Raw genomic sequence first — 22230 nt, 5'->3', positions numbered from 1 at the left:
CCTTTTTTTAGCTTGAGTTTTTGCATGGCGCGCAATCGGAAAATAAGCCTCTGACTGCTAGCCTGTGAGTTTTTTTAGACTAGACGAAGTAGGTGGCAGTGTGCAACGGTATTTTCTTAACGAGGAAGACTTTAATGGTAAAACAGTGACGATATCAGGCGATGATTTTCACCATATTTCCAGGGTAATGAGAATGGAACCTGGGGAGCAAATCATCACCGTAAAGGGCAACGGAATGACTGCGGTCACGGAAATTTCTGAAATAACAAATGACGCTGTTATAGGAACCATTATTGAATGGAAGAATGAAGAAAAGGAACTTCCGGTAAGAGTTACGATAGCGAGCGGTCTGCCTAAAGGGGATAAGTTAGAATATATCGTTCAAAAGGGGACGGAATTAGGTGCAGTTGAATTTATCCCTTTTATTGCTGCTCGTTCGGTGGTAAAATGGGACCACAAAAAGGTTGGTAAGAAATTGGAACGACTCCAGAAGATTTCAAAGGAAGCGGCCGAACAGTCCCACCGCACAGTTATCCCTGCCATCAAGGAACCGATGACGGCAGATCAGCTAGCTGGATATGCTTCTGGTTTCGATCATAGATTAATTGCTTTTGAAGAAGAAGCAAAGCGTGGAGAAACGTCTGTACTTGCTTCTGTTTTGAAAGATATCACTGCCGGACAATCGATTTTATTCGTGTTTGGTCCTGAAGGGGGCATGGCAGAGAAGGAAATCGAAAAATTGTCGGCTGCCGGATTTGTAGCTTGTGGTCTTGGACCTAGAATATTAAGAACTGAAACAGCACCTTTATATGCACTTTCCGCTGTTTCTTATCATGTAGAACTTTTGAGGTGATGAAAAATGGCAACGGTCGCTTTCCATACATTAGGTTGTAAAGTAAATCATTATGAAACAGAAGCTATTTGGCAATTATTTAAGACAGAGGGATATGATCGTGTTGAATTTGAAAATACATCAGATGTATACGTCATCAACACTTGCACGGTAACGAATACTGGCGATAAGAAGAGCCGTCAGGTCATCCGTCGTGCAATCCGTAAAAATCCGAATGCTGTTATAGCAGTAACGGGTTGTTACGCACAGACATCTCCTGCAGAGATCATGGCAATTCCAGGTGTAGATATTGTTGTTGGAACACAGGACAGGGTTAAATTGCTTGAATACATCGAGCGGTTCAAGGTAGAACGTGAACCAATCAATGCAGTTGGAAATATTATGAAAAATCGTGTCTACGAAGAATTGGATGTACCGGCATTTACTGATCGTACTCGCGCCTCACTAAAGATTCAGGAAGGTTGCAATAATTTCTGTACTTTCTGTATCATCCCATGGGCTCGTGGTTTAATGCGTTCCCGTGATCCAAAGGAAGTCATTCATCAAGCTGAGCAGCTTGTCGAGGCAGGATATAAAGAGCTCGTCTTGACGGGCATTCATACCGGTGGTTACGGAGATGACTTGAAGGATTATAATTTAGCGATGCTACTACGTGACTTGGAAAAAATTGATGGGCTAAAGCGGATCCGTATTTCTTCCATTGAAGCCAGTCAAATTACAGATGAAATCATTGAAGTGCTGACGAATTCGAAAAAGGTAGTTCGTCATTTGCATATTCCTATCCAATCGGGTTCTGATACGGTTTTAAAACGGATGAGACGTAAATATACAATGGCTTTCTTCGGTGATCGAATTGAAAAATTAAAAGTTGCACTGCCAGGCCTTGCTGTTACATCTGATGTAATCGTAGGCTTCCCGGGTGAAACCGAAGAAGAATTTTTGGAGACGTATAATTTTATAGAAAAATATAAATTCTCCGAACTTCATGTCTTCCCGTATTCAAAACGGACAGGGACTCCTGCCGCACGCATGGAAGACCAAGTGGATGAAGATGTGAAAAACGAACGCGTTCACCGTCTGATTTCGTTATCGGATCAGTTGGCAAAAGAGTACGCTTCTCGATTTGAGGGAGAAGTGCTTGAAGTCATTCCTGAGACTAAGTTGGAAAATGGTCTTTATGAAGGCTACTCGGATAATTACATGAAAATAGTCTTCCCGGCTACAGAGGAAATGGTTGGTGACATTGTAAAAGTGAAAATTACAAAGTCTGGCTATCCGTATAGCGAAGGACAGTTCGTGACGGTTGTGAAAGATATTCCGTTGCAGCAAGTAGCTAATATATAAGACAGCGATTTTTTCGCTGTCTTTTTTTTTTTAATCCTTTGTTTAACGTGTTTTCTTAGTACATTAGGGTAAAGACTATATATATCGTCAAAATGGAAGAACTATGGTATGATGAGAGGTACGTACAACTAGTTTTAAAATGTTTTTAAGGAGGAATATAAATGTCACAAAATGTAGCAGGTTTAATTGACCACACTTTATTAAAAGCAGATGCAACGAAAGAACAAATAAAGGTATTATGTGAAGAAGCGAGAGAGTATAATTTTGCTTCAGTATGCGTAAACCCGACTTGGGTGAAGTATGCAAGTGAGCTTTTAGAAGGCTCAGAAGTAAAAGTTTGTACGGTAATTGGTTTCCCTTTGGGTGCCACTACACCAGAAACTAAAGCTTTTGAAACAAAAGACGCCATCAGTAATGGCGCACACGAAGTTGATATGGTGATCAATATCGGCGCATTAAAGGACAAGGATAATGAATTGGTAGAGCGGGATATTCGAGCTGTGGTAGCGGCATCGACAGGTAAAGCTCTGTCAAAAGTAATTATTGAAACCTCTTTACTTACTGAGGAAGAAAAAGTCCGTGCTTGCGAACTTGCCGTAAAAGCGGGAACGGATTTCGTTAAAACCTCAACTGGTTTTTCAACTGGCGGTGCAACAGTTGAAGATGTTGCGCTTATGAGAAAAACAGTAGGACCAGATATCGGCGTTAAAGCTTCAGGCGGAGTTCGTAACACGAGTGATGCTCAGAAAGTGATTGAAGCGGGTGCAACAAGAATTGGAGCGAGTGCAGGTGTCTCCATCTTAAAGGGCTTAACAGCTGACTCTGATTATTAATTTACAAGCCGCATTCTTAAGAGTGCGGCTTATTTTTTTATATGCGGACGATGGATCAATAAAATAAAGTTGGAAAATTGGCGTGCAAATGGTAAAACGATCAAGGAAGTCACGATATTGAAAATAACACTAGCATGCGCGAGTTGTGTACCCTTATCATCGGTGAAAAAAGCAGCTGTTCGTTCTAGGACGTCCACAAGAGGGAGAAAAGCTGCAACTCCGATTACATTTAACCAAATATGTGCATAAGCTGTAAAAGCAGCTTGTCTACCAGAACCGATGCTGGCCATGTAGCCGGTGATACAAGTGCCTATATTAGAGCCGAGCATCATGATAATGGCGGAAGCGACGGATAACTCCCCGCTCATTAAAAAGCTCATTGCTATTCCTATAGTCGCGGAGCTAGAGTGAATCATTGCCGTTAACAAGATACCAGCCAATAGAGCAATACTCATATGATCCTCTATGTTGCTGATTAGAGTCTGAACTGATGGATAGACTGCAATAGGTTTCGAAAGCATTTTAAAGCCACTCATCGCTGCGAAGATAGCTGAGATACCGATCAGGCACATCCCAGCGCTTTTCGATAATACTTTTGGCATTAAACAAAGAATAGCACCACTGATGACACCAGGAATTATCCAACGATCCAAGGAAATGGTCATAAATTCTGCTGTGAAGGTAGAACCGATATTTGTTCCTAGAATAATACCGATTGTTTGTGGGAAAGTTAAACTTCCAGCAGAAACGAGGCCGACCGTCATAACCATGACCGCTGAGCTGCTCTGGAGAATTCCTGTAAAAATGGTACCGGCAAAAAAACCTTTCCAGGGTCTATCTGTTACCTTTGAGAGGAAAGTTTTTAATACAGCACCGGACATATTGAACAATCCGATACGTAAAACAGCCATACCGGCTAAAAATATCGCAATGAATAATAGAAATAAAATTAGCTCATACATGACTCTCACCCCTTAATCAGCTTATGGTCCAAAGGGGGTAGACATGCTATAAAAAGGATTTCTTTGCTCTAGAATGATTGTTTAGTGAAAAATTATGACATAAACATGATAATATTCGAAATAAGTTTGATTTTATTGGTTGACCTGTTAAAGATGATATATTATAATTGTTTAGTACATGTATAACATGTTGACAACTTGAGTTAGTGTGTTGTTTTCGGAGGGAGGGAAAGAGATGTCTAAAACCGTCGTTCGTAAAAACGAATCGCTTGAAGATGCTCTTCGTCGTTTCAAACGTACTGTATCTAAAGCAGGATCGCTTCAGGAAGCTAGGAAGCGTGAATTTTATGAAAAACCAAGCGTAAAACGTAAGAAAAAGTCTGAAGCTGCAAGAAAACGTAAATTCTAAGAGAGGGTGGAAAGATGAGTCTTCTCGAGCGTTTAAATAATGATATGAAACAAGCGATGAAGAACAAGGAAAAGGACAAACTATCTGTTATTCGGATGCTGAAAGCTTCTATTCAAAACGAAGCTCTAAAGCTGAGACAAGATTTAACAGATGATGAAGAATTGACAGTGCTCTCTCGCGAATTAAAACAACGCAAAGACTCCCTCCAGGAGTTTGAAAACGCAGGTCGTTCCGATCTCGTGGATAAAGTCCGCACCGAACTAGTATACGTAGAGGCATATATGCCTGAGCAACTTTCAGAAGAAGAGATTTCTAAAATTGTTAAACAAACAATTGAAGAAGTCAATGCAACGTCCAAAGCAGATATGGGGAGAGTTATGGGAGCTTTAATGCCTAAAGTTAAAGGTAAAGCAGATGGTTCTCTAGTAAACAACTTAGTACAACAACATCTATCTTAAACTCGAAACCTAACCGCAGGCAAATTGCCTGTGGTTTTTGTGTATTAAAGGATTAGATTACAATATTTATGCGTATATTATTGGGACAAATGGTGAGATATTATGGATACTTTTAAATTTATTTGCTTTTTTTGAAACCTTTTTCATATACATACGTAATAACTAAGGAACAGAGTAAAGGGTAGCTTCATTTGCAGGGGCCTCTTATTCAATTTTTAGTTACGGGCTGAATTTATCTGGTAAGTATTCTTCGGAAATCGGAGGCGGCTTACAGCGTTAAGTACGGGAAAGGAGGCGTTCCGTTGAAAATTTGGCGTTATATTTCTTTGCTCTTATTTGGATTGCTGTTTACCATGTCTTCACTGATGGTGCCGGCTGTTTCTGCAAAGGAGAAGATCGTTTACCATGTTCCAATTGAAGAAACGGTGGAAAAGGGACTCTCTGCTTTTTTAGAACGTGCGTTGACCACTGCAGAAGCCGCTAATGCAGATCTTGTCGTTTTCGAGGTGAATACCCCTGGTGGTGCTGTTGATGCGGCAGGGAAAATTGCTAAGTTAGTGTCCGATTCACCAATAAAGACAGTTGCCTACGTCAATAACAGAGCTCTTTCTGCAGGCGCATATATTTCTCTGAGTGCCGATGAGATCTATATGGTTCCGAGTGCGACAATGGGGTCAGCAGCCGTTATTGATTCATCAGGAAACGCTGCAGGAAAGAAAGCGCAATCTTATTGGCTTGCTGCCATGACGACTGCTGCTGAACAAAATGGACGCGATCCGATTTTTGCCCAGGCGATGGCGGATGAAGACATCAACCTTCCTGAATATGGTGCAGAAACCGGAAAGCTGCTGACATTTACAGCGGAACAGGCTAAAAAGGCTGGCTATAGTGAAGGTACCGTTTCTGGGATAGAAGAGCTGTATAGTATACTTGGGGTTGAGGATGCCGATATTCGATCTATCGAAGAAAGCCTTCCTGAGAAACTTGCCCGCTTTTTGACCAATCCAATTGTCATTCCTATATTATTAACAATAGCAGGAATCGGGATTGTGATTGAATTGTTTTCACCTGGTTTTGGAATTCCGGGTGTTATAGGGATTTCCAGTCTTGTGTTGTTCTTTTATGGCCATCTTGTCGCAGGTATCACCGGGTACGAATCGTTAGCATTGTTCATTATTGGAATCATTCTTGTACTAGTAGAATTTTTTGTCCCAGGGGGGATTATCGGGCTGCTTGGGTTTACCTCGATTGTGGGAAGTTTATTCCTCGCATCAGGTGATCCTGTTCATATGACGATTTCCTTGCTAATTGCGATTACCGTATCCATTTTGGTATTCATCCTACTTGTAAAGGTGTTTGGAAAACAGATGAAATTTTTCAGGAAAATGATATTAACCGATGCAACAAAAACGGAACAAGGGTATGTGAGCAATCCGAATCGAGTGGATTTATTAGGTGTTGAAGGGAAGGCCCTTACAGATTTAAGGCCTTCAGGAACAGCTTTGATTAATGATGAAAGAGTTGATGTCGTGACTGAAGGAAGTTTTGTTTCCAAAGGTTCGGCAATCATAATTGTTAAAGTTGAAGGATCTAGGGTTGTCGTCCGGGAAATTCCGGAATCAAATTAAAGATACAGGAAGGATGAATCATTAAGTGATAAGTTCAGGAACGATTTTTATTGTACTGGCAGTGATTGCTGCTATCATCGTATTGGCAGTATTTTTCACATTCGTACCAGTAATGTTATGGATTTCCGCCTTAGCGGCAGGAGTCAAAATCAGTATTTTTACATTAGTTGGGATGAGGCTTCGCCGCGTTATACCAAGCAGAGTTGTCAATCCTCTTATTAAGGCCCATAAGGCTGGAATCAATGTTTCAACGAATCAATTGGAGAGCCATTACCTTGCAGGCGGTAATGTCGATCGCGTCGTGAACGCATTAATTGCTGCGGAACGTGCGAATATCGTGTTACCTTTCGAAAGAGGTGCGGCTATTGATCTTGCTGGTCGTGATGTACTGCAAGCTGTTCAAATGAGCGTTAACCCGAAAGTGATCGAAACTCCGTTCATCTCTGGTGTAGCAATGAATGGGATTGAAGTAAAAGCGAAGGCGAGGATCACGGTTCGTGCCAATATTGAACGTCTAGTCGGTGGTGCCGGTGAAGAGACGATCATTGCCCGTGTAGGGGAAGGGATCGTATCGACAATTGGTGCTTCGAAAATGCACACGGATGTACTGGAACATCCCGATTTGATTTCAAGAACAGTTTTATCAAAAGGGTTGGATTCAGGAACAGCATTTGAAATTCTCTCCATTGATATCGCTGAAGTGGATATCGGGAAAAACATCGGGGCGATCTTGCAAACAGACCAAGCCGAAGCGGATAAGAAAATTGCCCAGGCAAAAGCAGAAGAACGACGTGCCATGGCTGTTGCGCTTGAACAGGAAATGGTTGCCCGTGTTCAGGAAATGCGAGCGAAGGTTGTCCAATCCGAAGCAGAAGTTCCGTTGGCTATGGCAGATGCACTAAAAAGTGGAAACCTTGGAGTGATGGATTATATGAATATCCAAAATATCACGGCTGATACGGATATGCGTGATTCCATCAGTAAAATATCCGACAATCCAAAAGATAACAACATTAACAATAATAATAATAATAACAATAATAATAATTAGATCAGGAAAGGGAGGTCTTTAAATGGGAGATTTTATTGATTTCTTTCTCAAGAACCCATTCCTTATCATTGTCTTGATCGGTATTTTAACGTCCATGTTAGGAAAGAAAAAGCAGCCTCAGCAAAGTGATGATCCAAACACGCCTCCGAAAAAGAAATGGCAGGAGGTCATCCGGGAGCTTCAAGGTGAAATGGCACAAGGTAATCAACAGCAAAGGCCTGCACCTGCTCCCGTAAGGAAAGTCGAACAGCAGGCAGCACAGGCTGCTGAAGTAATCGATGAGACGAAAACTGAAGCTAACAAAAGGATTGCGGAGCTTAGGCGTCTGCAGCAGAAGTACGATCAAGAGCGTTTATATCAAAAAGCGAAGGCGGATCAAATTACATCAGCGATATCTGATAATAACAGTCCGGTCTATCGCAAAGGACCGTCTTTTGGCAAAAAACAGCTGATTGATGGCATCATCATGTCAGAAGTGCTGGGACCGCCAAGGGCGAAGCGAAGTCTTCAGAGGTCAAGGAGATAACTCGATAGGGACCTGTTTGCATTATGTATTTGATGCAATAAAAAAATAGACTTTTGTTCCTTTATAATTTTGTGCTAGAACCCTCTTTCATTTCATACATTGAGATGAAAGGGGGTTCTTTTTTATGGCTCGTAATTGGGGAAAAAAAATGAAACAGCTTATGACCAAAACAATGGACCTTCCGCAAGATGTCATGATGGACCTGCCGCGAATTACTATGATCGGACAATTACATATTTATATTGAAAATCATCGTGGCTTATTAGCTTTTACTGACAGTGAAGTACGATTGATGCTGAAAAATGGTCAGCTGCTAATAAAGGGAACAGCCTTTGTCATTAAGACGATTTTGCCGGAAGAAATCATGCTCGAAGGCAAGATTGACAAGGTATATTTTATCAATGAATGATCCCGGGAGGTCTCCATGAAAAACCAATGGACAAACTACTATACAGGCTATGTTAAAGTGAAGGCTTATGGCAGAGGTGCGGAACGGTTGATTAACATGCTGACAAGGAGAGGGCTTCATATCTGGGATGTGAAGCGTGTTGGAAGTGAATCTCTAATTTTTCATATGGATTTTAGAGATATTCCAAAGCTCCGTCAGGTTATGCGTAAAAGTGACTGCAAAGTAAAGTTCATGCAGGGAAAAGGCGTTCCGTTCCTATTGAAGAGAGTTATGAAAAATAGCGGGTTTTTGGCTGGTCTAATTGCCTTTCTGCTTTGCATTTTTGTACTTTCCAATATGGTTTGGGGCATTGATGTGCAAGATGCAAAGCCGGCAACCGAGCATGCCATCCGAAAAGAGTTGGACAAGATGGGCTTGAAAATTGGTAAGTTGCAATTTTTTGTTGATGATGTGGATACAATCCAGCGTAAATTATCTGATCGGATTGGTGCATTAACGTGGGTGGGAGTTGAGCTGAAGGGAACAACTTACCATTTTAGAGTTGTTGAAAAACGGCAGCCGAAAGAAATCGAGAAAACGTCTCCACAGAATTTGGTAGCTTCGAAAAAAGCAATAATCACTGATTTGTTCGTAAAAAAAGGACAATCTATAGTAAACGTAAATGATTATGTCGGCAAAGGGCAGCTTCTTGTTTCAGGTGTGATTGGGAAAGAAGACAAGCCGGAAATTGTATCAGCTCAGGGAGTAATAAAAGGGAAAACCTGGTATAAAGCGGAAGTGAAGGTTCCATTGAAAACTAAATTTTCTGTTTTAAACGGAAATGAAACGAGTAAGCACTATATAAAAATGAGTGGCTTTTCTTTGCCAATCTGGGGTTTCAAAGATCCGGGATATGAAAAACAGGAAAAAGAAACGACTGTGAGGCCGTTTCACTTTCTTCAATGGGAACTGCCTATTTCCTATAAAGTTGTGACCTTAAGGAGCAAGGATGATATTGTCCGAAGTTATACGAAGGAAGAAGCGATAAAGGAAGGTAAAAAAATGGCCCGAGCCGATTTGCAAAAACTGCTCGATGAGGAAGATGAAATCGTGGGAGAAAAAATTTTGCACGAAAGCATAGAGAATGGTAAAGTTAAATTATCTATACATTACCAAGTTATTGAAGATATAGCGATTGGACAGCCAATCATTCAAGGAGACTAACGAATGGCAGATGATGTGAAAGTAATTAAGCTAGAAATAGAATCACCTAATGAAGCAATTGCTTTATTGGGCAATGGGGATTCAAATGTAAAAGTGCTTGAAGAAGAGCTTGGAATTTCAGTTATTACCCGAGGTGAAGCAATCAGTGTTGCTGGAGAAATCGAGCGGGTAACAATGGGTCAGGAAATATTGAAAGCACTATTAACAGTAATTAGAAAAGGAATTACAATCAGTTCCAGGGATGTTCTATATGCAATTGAATTGGCTAGAAAAGGGACCTTGGAATATTTCGGTGAATTATATGAAGAGGAAATCGCTAAAACAGCTAAAGGGAAATCCATTAAAGTCAAAACAATCGGTCAGAGATACTATATTCAAGCTATAAAGAAGCAAGACTTAGTATTTGGAATTGGGCCTGCTGGAACCGGGAAGACCTACCTTGCTGTAGTGATGGCGATTAATGCATTAAAAAATGGCCATGTTAAAAGAATTATCCTGACTCGACCGGCTGTTGAAGCGGGTGAAAGCCTAGGTTTCCTGCCAGGAGATCTGAAGGAAAAAGTAGATCCGTACCTACGGCCGTTATATGACGCCCTACATGACCTTCTGGGGATGGAACAGACCCAAAGGATGATAGAACGTGGAACGATTGAAATTGCTCCTCTTGCCTACATGAGGGGACGTACGCTTGAAGATGCATTTGTCATCTTGGATGAGGCACAAAATACGACTGAAGCCCAAATGAAGATGTTCTTAACTCGGCTTGGATTCGGTTCAAAGATGGTCATTACGGGAGACCGTACACAGATTGACCTTCCCAAAGGAATGAAGTCTGGTTTGGTTCGGGTTGAAGAAATCTTGAAAAATGTTAAAGGTCTTTCATTTGTTTATTTTGAACAAAGTGATGTTGTAAGACATCCACTTGTAGCCAAAATCATTACTGCTTACGAGCAGGCAAAGGAATAAGAAAAAAATCCGCCAATTCCACTCGGCGGATTTTTCGTGCTGTGTGTAGATTGTGTGTCTTTATTAGCAAAAAGTAGAAATAGAACGGAAGAAGCTTTACATTTATCATAACCAGGGTGAAAATTAACAAGAAAACTGTTATGATTTTACATATCTAGAATATTACATCACTTTTTTATAGGAGGACCTTCCTTGAATCGTATCCAGAAATTTTTTACTAAAATAAAGGGGCTATTGGTCCATCGTTTTTTTCAAGTACTGTTGTTTCTGATACTTGGTTTGTTTACGTATGGATTAATGTTTTCCAATGTCAAACCGGAAAAAGTCCAGGTAGAGCTTTTTAAGCCGGCAGAACAAACTATTCGTTCAACAAAGACTGTAGAAGATACATATAAGACCGAACAAGAAAAAGAAGAGATTTCAAAACAAGTGGCGGATGTCTATACATTAAAAAAAGAATACGCCAAAAATAAAGTCGATCTGATTTCATCCATTTTTGATTCGGCGATTGAGGTGAATAAAGAAACAGATCCTGAAAGAGATAAAAAAGAGGAAGGAAAGGAAGATAAAAAGGAACCGATAAAAACTGATGCTCAGAAGGTTTCCATTTTAAAAGAAAAATTGACAGATGAAGTCAATAGAAATATTGAGGATTCTGTTTTCCTTGCTTTAGTGCAGGCGAATGAAGATGAGCTGGAAATTGCAAAAGACTCAACAATCACGGCTGTTAATAATGTGATGAGCTCACGAATTGCGGCCAGTGATGTCGAAAATGCCAAGAAAAAGGTTGTAGAAGAATTAGGGTATATGAGCATTAATAGCGATATGAAAAAAGCCTCTAATTCCCTTGCACGCACGGCAATCATCCAAAATGTGTTTTTCGATAAGGATAAAACCGAGGAGCAACGTAGGAAAGCAGTCGAAAGCGTAGAGCCTATTAGAATTCTTCAGGGGCAGATTATTGTTGAAGAAAATCAGTTAGTAGACCGGGATGTGTACAGGCAACTTGAACTGGCAGGTTTTTTAAGTACAGAGTCTACCATTTATCCTTATATTGGGCTACTGCTATTTATCCTTTTAACTTTTGGAGCTTTTTATTACTTTTTTTACATTTCAATTTCCAAAAGGGATAACAAATACAATCAGTTATTGATCTTCAGTCTTGTCTTTATCCTTTCGATGGCAACTATGAAAACTGTCAGTGTTTTCGCAGATCTTAAAAATTCGAATTTAGAATACATTTTCCCAGGTGCCATGGCGGCTATGCTTATTAAGATTTTATTGAATGATAAGCTAGCTGTAGCAATGATTATTTTATTAGGTTCGTATGGTACGATTATATTTAATGGTGATACACCTGGAAATCTAGATTTCTCTATGGGACTTTATATTATTTTCGGGGGTTTGGCGGCAATCATTATATTATCGCGCCCCAATTTCAAATCAAAAGTTCTGATTGCAGGACTTCTGATGTCTTTAATCAATATGGCATTTGTATTTTCGCTTATCTTTATAATGGACGGGCATTATACTAAAATGGAGTATTTGTACTATGCTGCTGCAGCAATAGGATCGGGAGTGGGTTCAGCTGTTTTGACAATGGGCCTGTTACCGTTTTTTGAGGCAGGTTTCGGGATCTTATCATCGATGAAGCTAATTGAACTTTCAAATCCAAACCACCCTTTACTACGAAAAATTTTAATTGAAGCACCAGGAACCTACCATCACAGTGTAATGGTGGCCAATTTAGCGGAATCAGCTTGTGAAGCTATTGGATCAAATGGATTGCTTGCAAGGGTCGGCAGTTATTATCATGATATAGGCAAGACGAAACGTCCGCATTTTTTCATCGAGAATCAGATGAATGAGGAAAACCCGCATGATCGACTGCAGCCGGAAACGAGTAGGGATATCATCATTGCCCATGCTGTTGATGGTGGTGAGATGTTGCGCAGTCATAAATTCCCGAAAGAGATTGTTGATATTGCGGAGCAGCATCACGGGACTACTTTATTGAAATTTTTCTATCATAAGGCGAAGAAGCAGGATGATACGACAGTTGAAGCCTGTTACCGTTACCCAGGCCCGAGAGCGAAAATGAAGGAAGTCGCTGTCATAGGGATTGCTGATAGTGTAGAGGCCGCGGTGAGATCGATGCAGCACCCTACACCTGAGAAGATTGAAGAGCTGGTAAGTTTTATTATTCAGGACAGAATTCAAGACGGTCAATTTGATGAATGTGACATTACTATGAGAGAATTAAGTATCGTGAAGCATTCCTTATGTGAATCGCTTAATGGTATCTTCCACTCCAGGATTGAATATCCGGAGCCGGAAAAATTAGGACAGAAGGTGAAAGAATGATTTTAGCAATCGATTTAATGGATGAAACGAACGAAGTTACGGAAAAAGCTCAGAACCTTGTTGAAAGTATTCTGCAATTTGCGGCTAAAAAAGAAAATATTGAAGAAGATACGGAACTGTCTGTCACTTTTGTAGATAATAGAAGAATTCAGGAAATCAATAAAGAATATCGCCATAAAGATGCAGCTACCGATGTCATTTCTTTTGCACTGGAAGAGATGGGTGAAGATGAAGTAGAAATTATCGGGGCCGAAATGCCTCGTATGCTGGGTGATATTATTATTTCCATTGAGCGTACTAAGGAGCAGGCAGAAGAATACGGACATTCTTTTGACCGTGAACTTGGGTTTTTAGCTCTTCATGGTTTTCTTCATTTACTAGGCTTTGATCACATGACTGAAGAAGATGAAAAAGTGATGTTTACTAAACAAAAGGAGATCTTGGAAGAATATGGACTTTCAAGAGAAGGGTAAAAAAAAGTATCCTTTAATAAAAAGCTTCTCTTTTGCCTGTCAGGGGATTTTGGAAGCAGTTCGAACAGAACGTAATATAAAGATTCATTTCGTATTAACAGTAATCGTCGTATTCTTTGGTTGGTATTTTTCATTGAATGGGATGGAATGGCTGTTCATTTTGGCTGCCATTGCTGGTACGATTACATTAGAGCTCGTTAATTCAGCGATTGAAAGAGTTGTAGACCTGGTAACAGACCAAATCCATCCCCTTGCTAAGCAGGCAAAAGATATTGCAGCCGGAGCTGTATTCATATATGCTATATTTTCTATAATAGTTGGATTGATTATCTTTTTGCCGAAGTTTGGACTATAGGTGGTTGAAATGGTATCCAATTTGAAAGGAAGATGTGAATTGAATACGAATGAATTGATTGAGGAAGCTAAAAAAGCAAGGGAAAAGGCTTATGTACCTTATTCAAAATTCAAAGTAGGGGCTGCTTTATTAACTGCCGATGGTAAGGTTTATCATGGGTGCAATATAGAAAATGCTGCATATAGTATGTGCAATTGCGCAGAAAGAACCGCTTTATTCAGTGCCTATGCTCATAATGATAAGAAGTTCACAAAACTAGCAGTCGTGGCAGATACTGATCGTCCTGTTTCCCCATGCGGAGCGTGCAGGCAGGTTATTTCAGAACTATGTGAACAAGATATGTTGGTTGTTTTAACCAACTTAAACGGGGATATTAAAGAACTAACAGTACAGGAATTGCTTCCAGGAGCTTTTTCACCGGAGGATTTAAATGAATAAACTATTTGACGAAACACAAGTAAAAGGTTACAAATCAGGTTTTATTTCGATTATAGGACGACCTAATGTTGGCAAGAGTACATTTTTGAACCGGGTTATTGGTCAAAAAATTGCCATTATGAGTGATAAACCGCAAACAACGAGAAACAAGGTTCAAGGTGTACTTACACAAAACGATTCACAAATGATATTCATTGATACACCGGGGATTCATAAACCGAAGCATAAGCTTGGAGACTTTATGATGAAGGTAGCAACAAATACATTGAAAGAGGTCGATTTGATTCTCTTCATGATTAATGCGACAGAAGGATACGGACGTGGTGATGAGTTTATCATTGAAAAACTACAAACCGTAAAAACACCTGTTTTCCTTGTAGTCAACAAAATTGATGCTATGCACCCTGATGATTTACTCCCAATTATTGAGAAATATCAAAAGCTTTATCCGTTCGCGGCCGTGGTTCCAATCTCAGCGCTTGAAGGCAATAATGTCGATACACTGCTTGAGCAAATCAAGGAGCATCTTCCTGAAGGTCCACAGTTTTATCCAGCTGACCAAGTAACTGATCATCCGGAGCGTTTTATTATTTCTGAATTGGTCCGCGAAAAAGTTCTGCACCTGACTAGGGAGGAGATTCCCCATTCAGTGGCTGTTGTTATCGATTCAATAAAAAAAATGGATAACAGTGATACAATTAATGTTATGGCTACGATTGTGGTAGAACGTGATTCACAAAAAGGTATTGTTATTGGTAAGCAAGGGAAAATGTTGAAAGAAGTCGGTAGCCGTGCGAGGGTTGATATCGAGAATTTATTAGGCTCGAAAGTATTCCTGGAACTATGGGTGAAGGTACAGAAGGATTGGCGTAACAAAGCGAGCCAACTTCGCGATTATGGTTTCAATGAAAGTGAGTATTAATTAGCAAAATTTACGCTTCATGAAAGTGTGGAAAAAGGTCAAGCTAATCATATGGTCGGATATTTATATTGCTAGTTAAAAATGAAAGGTGGGCTTTATATGTTGGATTTTACCTGGGAGTTATTTAGTGAAACAGGTAATGTGGACACCTATTTGCTGTTTAAGGAGATAGAAGTCGAAAGACAGGAAAGACCCTTAGTATTGAGTGATGAGCTAGCAGATATTGATTTTCCTGTTTCATAAGATAGTCTTGGCAAGCATGGGTGGTGTCTTGGTATGCTCCAAAAATGTGAAGGCATTGTCATAAGACGGACTGCATATGGAGAAAACAACAAAATTATTACTATTTATACCCGTGAGCTAGGGAAAATTGGAGTTATGGCTAGAGGAGCCAGTAAACCTAATAGCAGGCTTGCTGCCGTCACCCAACTTTTTTGCTCCGGGTATTTCCTTGTTTCTACATCAAGCGGACTCGGAAGTCTTCAACAAGGAGAAATGGTCGACTCCCTTCGTTTTATAAGGGAGGACCTTTTTGCCACTGCATATGCTTCATACATTGTTGAATTGGTTGATAAAAGCGTAGATGATAAGAAACCAAATCCATATCTGTTTGAATTACTCTCGCAAACCTTGCATTACATAAACGAAGAATATGACGCGGAGGTTTTGAAATTTATTTTCGAAATGAAGATGCTGCCCGTCAACGGGATTAACCCAGTACTAAATCAATGTGCTGTTTGTGGTGAAACAGAAGGAGAATTCTCCTTCTCGCTACGGGAAGGTGGTTTTATTTGTCACCGCTGTCTGGGAAAAGACCCATATCACTATAAAATTTCACCCGCAGCCGTTAAATTGCTGCGAATATTTTATTATTTGGATTTATCAAGGCTCGGAAACATTTCGGTTAAGCCTGAAACGAAAAAAGAACTGCAGAAAATCATTGATGCTTATTATGAAGAGTATTCAGGCCTCCATTTAAAATCAAAAAAGTTCTTAAAACAGATTGATACGATGAAAGATATGTTTTAAGATTTGACCTATTGACATTCCAGGCTTGATTGTATAAAATTCTAATCATTAAAATAAGAAGATTGCGTTGATGGAAAAGAGTATCTGTCATTCTCCATAAAAAGCGAACCCGGGATGGTGAAAGCCGGGGTATGGATTTACAGGGAAGGCGTTCCGGAGCATGTAGCTTTGAAAAGAGGCCGGTTTATTAACGGCAATTAGGGTGGAACCGCGGGTAAACTCTCGTCCCTATGCATTTCGCATAGAGACGGGAGTTTTTTGTTTGCAAAAATGCGAAAGAATAACAATGAATGGACCGGTAAAACACTTGAATTAATTGGTGAAATGCATGCGTGGCCGATAAACGATTCAAAATTACTGGTATAGGAGTTCCCGTCCCTAATTTCATAAAGAGGCGTTTTAAATAATCTGGAGGTGTACGATGAATATTCAAAATATGATTTTAACTTTACAAAAGCATTGGTCTGAACAAGGCTGCATATTAATGAATGCTTATGATGTCGAGAAGGGGGCAGGAACGATGAGCCCTTATACGTTCCTTAGAGCAATTGGACCTGAACCGTGGAGTGTTGCTTATGTGGAGCCATCCCGCCGTCCAGCAGACGGTCGTTATGGAGAGAATCCTAACCGTCTCTATCAACATCATCAATTCCAAGTAATCATGAAGCCATCACCAGACAATATCCAAGAGCTGTATTTGGATTCATTGCGCGCATTAGGTATTAACCCGCTTGAGCATGATATTCGCTTTGTAGAAGATAACTGGGAAAACCCATCATTAGGTTGTGCTGGTCTTGGCTGGGAAGTTTGGCTTGATGGAATGGAAATTACACAATTTACGTATTTCCAACAGGTAGGCGGTCTTGAGTGTAAGCCGGTTTCCGTGGAAATTACATATGGAATCGAGCGTCTTGCTTCCTACATTCAGGAAAAAGAAAATGTGTTTGATCTAGAATGGACAGAAGGATTTACAGTACGGGATATTTTTGGACAGCCGGAATACGAGCATTCAAAATATACGTTTGAAACATCCGACCTTGATATGTTATTTCAACTTTTCACAATGTATGAAAAGGAAGCACATCGCCAAATGGAAGAAGGGCTTGTACATCCTGCCTATGATTATGTTTTAAAATGTTCACATACATTTAATCTTTTGGATGCAAAAGGTGCGATTTCAGTAACGGAAAGAACGGGATATATAGCCCGCTGCCGTAACTTAGCACGTAAGGTTGCCAAAACCTTCTATGAAGAGCGGGAAAAATTAGGCTTCCCGATTCTAAAAGTGAAAGGAGAGAATACAAATGAGCAAGCGTGATTTGTTATTGGAAATTGGATTGGAAGAGATGCCGGCTCGTTTTGTGACAGCGTCTATGAAACAGTTGTCAGATAAAGTACAGAAATGGCTTAAGGAAAAAGCAATTGAATTCGGAGCGGTTGAAGCTTTTTCCACACCAAGACGTTTGGCCATATTGGTAAAAGACGTTTCAGAATCACAAAAAGATATCGAAGAAGAAGCAAAAGGACCAGCTAAAAAAATTGCTTTGGACAGTGAAGGAAACTGGTCTAAAGCAGCATTAGGGTTTGTTAGAGGCCAAGGGATGACCGCTGAGGATATTTATTTTAAAGAACTTAAGGGTATTGAATATGCCCATGTAAATAAATTCATTAAAGGACAACCGACTTCCCAGCTTTTATCTGAGTTACAGGAAATTATCAGCGGGATGACGTTCCCGAAAAATATGCGTTGGGCCAACCAAGACCTTCGTTTTGTCCGTCCGATTAAATGGCTGATTGCATTATTCGGCAACGAAGTAGTGCCATTTTCCATAGCTGATGTTGAAACTGGCCGTGAAACAAAGGGACATCGCTTCTTAGGAGAAGCTGCAAGGATAGAGGATCCTGAACAGTACGAAGCAACGTTAAGAGACCAGTTTGTCATGGCTAATCCAGAAAAACGTCGTAGTGTTATTTTAGAACAGATTAAAAGTCTTGAGCAGGAAAAAGGCTGGATCATCCCAGTTGATGAAGATCTGCTTGAAGAAGTCAATAATTTGGTAGAGTACCCAACGGTGTTATTTGGCCATTTTGAAGAAGAATTCCTTGAACTTCCAGCTGAAGTTTTGATCACTTCAATGAAGGAGCACCAACGTTATTTCCCAGTTAAAGATCAAGGCGGCAAGTTACTTGCATTCTTTGTAACCGTTCGTAATGGAGATGACCGTCATCTAGAAAAGGTATCTAAAGGAAATGAAAAAGTGTTGCGTGCGCGTTTATCGGATGCGGCATTCTTCTTTAAAGAAGATCAGAAAAAAGAGATAGCAGATGCTTTGAAAAAACTCGACAGCATCGTTTATCATGAAGAAATAGGTACCTTAGCTGAGAAAACAGCCCGTGTAACAGCGGTGACAGGCGTTCTGGCAGATGCTTTGAATTTAAAGGCAGAAAAGGATCTGGCGCTTCGTGCTGCTGAAATTGCTAAATTTGATTTAGTCAGTCATATGGTTTATGAATTCCCCGAATTGCAAGGGTATATGGGTGAGAAGTATGCGCTCCTAAAAGGAGAAGCAAAAGAAGTAGCGGCTGCAATCAATGAACACTACATGCCAAGACATGCGGATGACAATGTGCCGCCTTCTGTTATTGGAGCAGTTGTAAGTATAGCCGAAAAAATTGATACTCTCGCATCATTCTTTGCTATTGGCGTCATTCCAACCGGCTCCCAGGATCCATACGCATTGAGAAGACAGGCAAGCGGTGTTGTTCAAATTTTAGCGGAGAAAAAATGGAATATCTCTTTAGAAGAGCTTATTACTCTAGGACTTAAAGGACTTGAATCAAAAGGTCTTCTAAAACGCGATTTAGAGGAAGTAAAAGCAGACATGTTTACCTTCTTTAAAGCGCGGGTAAAACATTTACTTCAAGAACAGCAGATTCGTTATGATTTAATTGATGCTGTTCTGATCGACGAGATTGGGTTTATACACTCTTTAGTAGAACGTGCTCATGTATTGGACGCGAAAAAAGATGAAGCAGGCTTTAAAGAAAGCCTCGAAGCATTAAGTCGTGTTATGAATATTGCTGTAAAGTGTGACCATAAAGTGACAGTTGACCCGAATGCTTTTGAAAATGAGCAGGAAAAAGCGCTTTATGAAAAATATCAAACAGTAGCATTGCGATATGCTGAAACTAAAAAAGAGAAAGAGCGTTTTGAACATCTTATCTCGCTTCAATCGGAAATAGAATCATATTTCGAGAATACAATGGTCATGGCAGATGATGAAGCAATCCGTAATAACCGCTTATCCCTAATGAAAGAAATTAGCGATTTAGTTTCAGGCTTTGCGGCTATGAATAAAATTATCCTTTCATAATTGAAAGGATTCATCGAAATCGGAGACACTTTATATAAAGGTTTCCGATTTCTTAAAATATTAAATGGTCAATAAATAGGACAAACCTCGCTTTTATTAAATAATATAGTATATAATTGTTAGATGAATAACTTTTGTTACTTTTCTCTGCGAAAGCAGTGGGGTGGTGATTATAATCCAATTGAATAAGCGTCAGGAGCATATTTTACAAATTGTTAAAGAGAATGGACCGATTACAGGTGAACATATTGCCGATAGACTGAGCCTTACAAGAGCGACACTTCGTCCGGATCTTGCTATCTTAACGATGGCAGGCTTTCTTGATGCGAGGCCGCGTGTCGGGTATTTTTATACAGGCAGGTCAGGAACACAGCTTTTGACAGATAGTTTGAACCATCTTTATGTACGAGACTATCAATCGATCCCTGTGGTTGTTGATGAAGGCATTTCCGTATATGATGCAATCGTCATGATGTTTTTAGAAGATGTCGGTACCATGTTTGTTGTCGATAAGCATGCTCTGCTAGTTGGTGTCTTATCAAGGAAAGACTTGTTGCGTGCAAGTATAGGTAAGCAAGAACTTAACTCCATTCCAGTCAATATTATTATGACTAGGATGCCCAATATTACGATGTGTTCAAAAGAAGACTTATTGATTGATGTTGCCAAAAAATTGATTGATAAACAAATCGACTCATTACCGGTCGTCAAAGAAACAGAAAAAGGCTATGAAGTAATCGGAAGAATTACAAAAACCAATATAACAAAAGCATTCGTAGCTTTAGCTGATGAAGGCTATTAGGGGGCTTGCAAAAGGAATGACGGAGAATATGAACGGTTCTATTATATATGTTGTATCGGATTCAGTGGGGGAAACAGCGGAATTGGTTACTAAAGCAGCTGCAAGCCAGTTCTCGGGATCTGCTTTTTCCATAAAACGGATTCCGTATATTGAAGATGAACAAAACGTGGATGAAGTAATTTCACTGGCAAAATTAGATGGAGCAATCATTGCCTATACCCTTGTTAAGCCAACTATTAGAGCTTACATGAAAGCACAGGTCGAAAAAGAAAATCTGTCTGCTTATGACATTTTAGGGCCGCTCATGGACATCCTTCAGAAAAGAGCGCCAAAAGGGCCGCTTAATGAACCTGGTCTCGTTAGAAAGCTTGATGATGATTATTTCAAGCGAGTCGAAGCCATTGAATTTGCGGTAAAATATGATGATGGGCGGGATCCCCGTGGTATTTTACGAGCAGATATCGTCCTTGTAGGTGTATCACGCACTTCCAAAACACCTCTATCTCAATATTTGGCCCATAAACGTTATAAAGTGGCTAATGTACCTTTAGTGCCTGAAGTGGAACCACCAGAAGAATTATTCCTGGTCCCACCTGAAAAATGTATTGGTTTAAAGATTAGTCCGGAAAAGCTGAACCATATTCGTAAAGAGCGATTAAAGTCCCTGGGGCTTAATGATCATGCTATATACGCAAATGTGGAACGGATAAAAGAAGAGCTGACGTACTTTGATACAATCATTTCGAGGTTGAATTGTCCAATCATTGATGTTACGAATAAAGCTGTTGAAGAAACAGCCAATTTGATTATCAATATCCTTCAAAAAAAAGATCGTTGATAGGTGGATTTATTTAATTCTTAAATTAAGGTAAACCAAAATGTGAGCTAGACACTTTAAGTGTCAGCTCACATTTTAATGCTAAGGGGATTTAAGGGAATTTCGCACAGAAATAGGAAATAATTACATAAATTTCTTCTCTTTTTACATTTGAAATTCCATCGATTTGTATAAAATAAGAATCGGAATTTAAATGTTGGCATCTTCTAATCAAATAGACTATAATAAAAAATTGTGAGAAAAAAGTAATCTTAAGGTTTAGACTTAATTAATAAGGAATAAACTAAAGGTTAATGAGAAGTCAAGGTTTTTATCATAAAAATAATTCGACATGTTCCGTATAATTTTAAATTGGCTGACTCTGAATCAAGGTAAAAGCAGCATTGTAACTTTACTAAGAAGAGATTCCTTGAATTAAAAAGGTTGGCTCTTTTAGAGAATATTCTCTGACCCATGGCTGAAAGTTACATTATATCTCGATAAAGTTTAGGGGAGAAAAAGGATTATGCAGAAAGATGTAGAATTAAAAGGTATGAATAATAAACCAACCATACACGTCGATGCCGATGCATGTCCGGTGAAAGACGAGATCCTTCATTGTGCACGATTGCACGATGTCGAAGTCTGTTTTGTTGCGTCATATAAAAATATGATGAACAACCCTGAAGGTAAATGGGTATATGTCGATGCGGACAAAGAAGCGGCCGATCTTTATATAGTAAATTCAGTAAAAAAGGGTGATATCGTTGTAACTGCAGATATTGGATTGGCTGGAACCCTGCTTCCAAAAAGCGTTTATGTTCTTTCACCGAGGGGAAAAGAATACACAGACGAGAATATTTTTATGCTCCTAGATATGCGTTATCAGTCAGCGAAACTTCGCAGGCAGGGTAAACATACGAAAGGGCCGAAAGCATTCACAAAGGAAGATCGAACATGTTTTACAAATAAACTTTTGAAAACTTTGTCGAATTTTGCAGGGAATTAGAAGTC

24 protein-coding genes and 1 other annotated feature are annotated in these 22230 nt (G+C 39.7%); of the genes, 23 read left to right on the top strand and 1 reads right to left on the bottom strand.

Annotated elements, in window-relative coordinates; genetic code table 11:
• The first annotated feature begins 100 nt into the window (after positions 1 to 100).
• The 3 genes from JFV29_RS19440 to deoC all read left to right on the top strand — a co-directional run bounded on the left by JFV29_RS19440 (position 101) and on the right by deoC (position 3030).
• Entirely contained in the window at positions 101 to 853 is a 753-nt protein-coding gene (locus JFV29_RS19440; RefSeq protein ID WP_201187957.1) for a 16S rRNA (uracil(1498)-N(3))-methyltransferase, read from the top strand.
• 6 nt (positions 854 to 859) lie between these two features.
• Positions 860 to 2197 (top strand): tRNA (N(6)-L-threonylcarbamoyladenosine(37)-C(2))-methylthiotransferase MtaB, encoded by a 1338-nt coding sequence (mtaB, locus tag JFV29_RS19435; protein WP_201185859.1) that lies wholly within the window; start codon positions 860 to 862, stop codon positions 2195 to 2197.
• A gap of 161 nt (positions 2198 to 2358) precedes the next feature.
• A complete protein-coding gene (gene deoC, locus JFV29_RS19430) occupies positions 2359 to 3030 on the top strand; it encodes a deoxyribose-phosphate aldolase (RefSeq protein ID WP_056528625.1) in 672 nt (223 codons plus the stop codon).
• 29 nt (positions 3031 to 3059) lie between these two features.
• Here deoC and JFV29_RS19425 read toward each other — a convergent pair whose 3' ends face one another.
• Positions 3060 to 3992 (bottom strand): Na/Pi symporter, encoded by a 933-nt coding sequence (locus tag JFV29_RS19425; protein ID WP_201185857.1) that lies wholly within the window; start codon positions 3990 to 3992, stop codon positions 3060 to 3062.
• 235 nt (positions 3993 to 4227) lie between these two features.
• Between JFV29_RS19425 and rpsU the strand changes: the two genes are divergently transcribed.
• From rpsU to JFV29_RS19325, 20 genes are all read left to right on the top strand, one after another.
• Positions 4228 to 4401, top strand: a complete 174-nt coding sequence (gene rpsU / locus JFV29_RS19420; protein WP_028391853.1) for a 30S ribosomal protein S21 — start codon at positions 4228 to 4230, stop codon at positions 4399 to 4401.
• 14 nt (positions 4402 to 4415) lie between these two features.
• On the top strand, positions 4416 to 4859 hold the full coding sequence (locus JFV29_RS19415; protein WP_057218734.1) for a GatB/YqeY domain-containing protein: 444 nt from the start codon (positions 4416 to 4418) through the stop codon (positions 4857 to 4859).
• 308 nt (positions 4860 to 5167) lie between these two features.
• The gene (locus JFV29_RS19410) at positions 5168 to 6487 is read left to right on the top strand and encodes an NfeD family protein (protein WP_446728269.1); all 1320 of its coding nucleotides are present in this window, start codon (positions 5168 to 5170) and stop codon (positions 6485 to 6487) included.
• A gap of 43 nt (positions 6488 to 6530) precedes the next feature.
• Positions 6531 to 7538 carry a flotillin-like protein FloA gene (floA, locus tag JFV29_RS19405; protein ID WP_397328346.1) on the top strand — a complete coding sequence of 336 codons (1008 nt, stop codon included), beginning with the start codon at positions 6531 to 6533 and terminating at the stop codon, positions 7536 to 7538.
• Positions 7539 to 7560: 22 nt separating this feature from the next.
• The gene (locus tag JFV29_RS19400; protein WP_053347002.1) at positions 7561 to 8064 is read left to right on the top strand and encodes a hypothetical protein; all 504 of its coding nucleotides are present in this window, start codon (positions 7561 to 7563) and stop codon (positions 8062 to 8064) included.
• A 124-nt stretch (positions 8065 to 8188) separates the two neighbouring features.
• Positions 8189 to 8473: a sporulation protein YqfC gene (gene yqfC / locus JFV29_RS19395; RefSeq protein ID WP_053347001.1), complete on the top strand. Its 285-nt coding sequence runs from the start codon at positions 8189 to 8191 to the stop codon at positions 8471 to 8473.
• A gap of 15 nt (positions 8474 to 8488) precedes the next feature.
• Positions 8489 to 9676 (top strand): sporulation protein YqfD, encoded by a 1188-nt coding sequence (gene yqfD, locus JFV29_RS19390; protein WP_201185855.1) that lies wholly within the window; start codon positions 8489 to 8491, stop codon positions 9674 to 9676.
• 3 nt (positions 9677 to 9679) lie between these two features.
• Entirely contained in the window at positions 9680 to 10642 is a 963-nt protein-coding gene (locus JFV29_RS19385) for a PhoH family protein (RefSeq protein WP_057218726.1), read from the top strand.
• A gap of 192 nt (positions 10643 to 10834) precedes the next feature.
• Complete coding sequence (locus JFV29_RS19380) at positions 10835 to 13006, top strand: HD family phosphohydrolase (RefSeq protein WP_201185853.1); 2172 nt, start codon at positions 10835 to 10837, stop codon at positions 13004 to 13006.
• Positions 13003 to 13479, top strand: coding sequence for an rRNA maturation RNase YbeY (gene ybeY / locus JFV29_RS19375; RefSeq protein ID WP_201185850.1), 477 nt, complete (start codon positions 13003 to 13005; stop codon positions 13477 to 13479). The genes JFV29_RS19380 and ybeY overlap by 4 nt, the downstream gene beginning before the upstream one ends.
• Positions 13457 to 13834: a diacylglycerol kinase family protein gene (locus JFV29_RS19370; protein ID WP_098177895.1), complete on the top strand. Its 378-nt coding sequence runs from the start codon at positions 13457 to 13459 to the stop codon at positions 13832 to 13834. The genes ybeY and JFV29_RS19370 overlap by 23 nt, the downstream gene beginning before the upstream one ends.
• A 9-nt stretch (positions 13835 to 13843) precedes the next feature.
• A complete protein-coding gene (locus JFV29_RS19365) occupies positions 13844 to 14272 on the top strand; it encodes a cytidine deaminase (protein WP_397443371.1) in 429 nt (142 codons plus the stop codon).
• Positions 14265 to 15194 carry a GTPase Era gene (gene era, locus JFV29_RS19360; protein WP_053346995.1) on the top strand — a complete coding sequence of 310 codons (930 nt, stop codon included), beginning with the start codon at positions 14265 to 14267 and terminating at the stop codon, positions 15192 to 15194. The genes JFV29_RS19365 and era overlap by 8 nt, the downstream gene beginning before the upstream one ends.
• A gap of 99 nt (positions 15195 to 15293) precedes the next feature.
• Positions 15294 to 15437 (top strand): YqzL family protein, encoded by a 144-nt coding sequence (locus tag JFV29_RS19355; protein WP_083450815.1) that lies wholly within the window; start codon positions 15294 to 15296, stop codon positions 15435 to 15437.
• Positions 15438 to 15470: 33 nt separating this feature from the next.
• Positions 15471 to 16223, top strand: coding sequence for a DNA repair protein RecO (gene recO / locus JFV29_RS19350; protein ID WP_056528660.1), 753 nt, complete (start codon positions 15471 to 15473; stop codon positions 16221 to 16223).
• Positions 16224 to 16281: 58 nt separating this feature from the next.
• Positions 16282 to 16456 (top strand) — a binding site (T-box leader).
• A 188-nt stretch (positions 16457 to 16644) separates the two neighbouring features.
• Positions 16645 to 17541, top strand: a complete 897-nt coding sequence (gene glyQ / locus JFV29_RS19345) for a glycine--tRNA ligase subunit alpha (RefSeq protein ID WP_053346993.1) — start codon at positions 16645 to 16647, stop codon at positions 17539 to 17541.
• Positions 17528 to 19597, top strand: coding sequence for a glycine--tRNA ligase subunit beta (glyS, locus tag JFV29_RS19340; RefSeq protein WP_201185848.1), 2070 nt, complete (start codon positions 17528 to 17530; stop codon positions 19595 to 19597). The genes glyQ and glyS overlap by 14 nt, the downstream gene beginning before the upstream one ends.
• A gap of 163 nt (positions 19598 to 19760) precedes the next feature.
• A complete protein-coding gene (locus tag JFV29_RS19335; protein WP_056528664.1) occupies positions 19761 to 20399 on the top strand; it encodes a helix-turn-helix transcriptional regulator in 639 nt (212 codons plus the stop codon).
• 28 nt (positions 20400 to 20427) lie between these two features.
• Positions 20428 to 21237, top strand: coding sequence for a pyruvate, water dikinase regulatory protein (locus JFV29_RS19330; protein ID WP_056528772.1), 810 nt, complete (start codon positions 20428 to 20430; stop codon positions 21235 to 21237).
• Between the two features lie 532 nt (positions 21238 to 21769).
• Complete coding sequence (locus JFV29_RS19325; RefSeq protein WP_056528775.1) at positions 21770 to 22225, top strand: YaiI/YqxD family protein; 456 nt, start codon at positions 21770 to 21772, stop codon at positions 22223 to 22225.
• Positions 22226 to 22230 lie beyond the last annotated feature (5 nt).

The organism is Peribacillus sp. TH16, from assembly GCF_016651095.1.
Classification (GTDB): Bacteria; Bacillota; Bacilli; order Bacillales; family DSM-1321; genus Peribacillus; species Peribacillus butanolivorans.
Note: the sequence above shows the minus strand (reverse complement) of the source record. Positions and strands in the feature narration are given on the sequence as shown.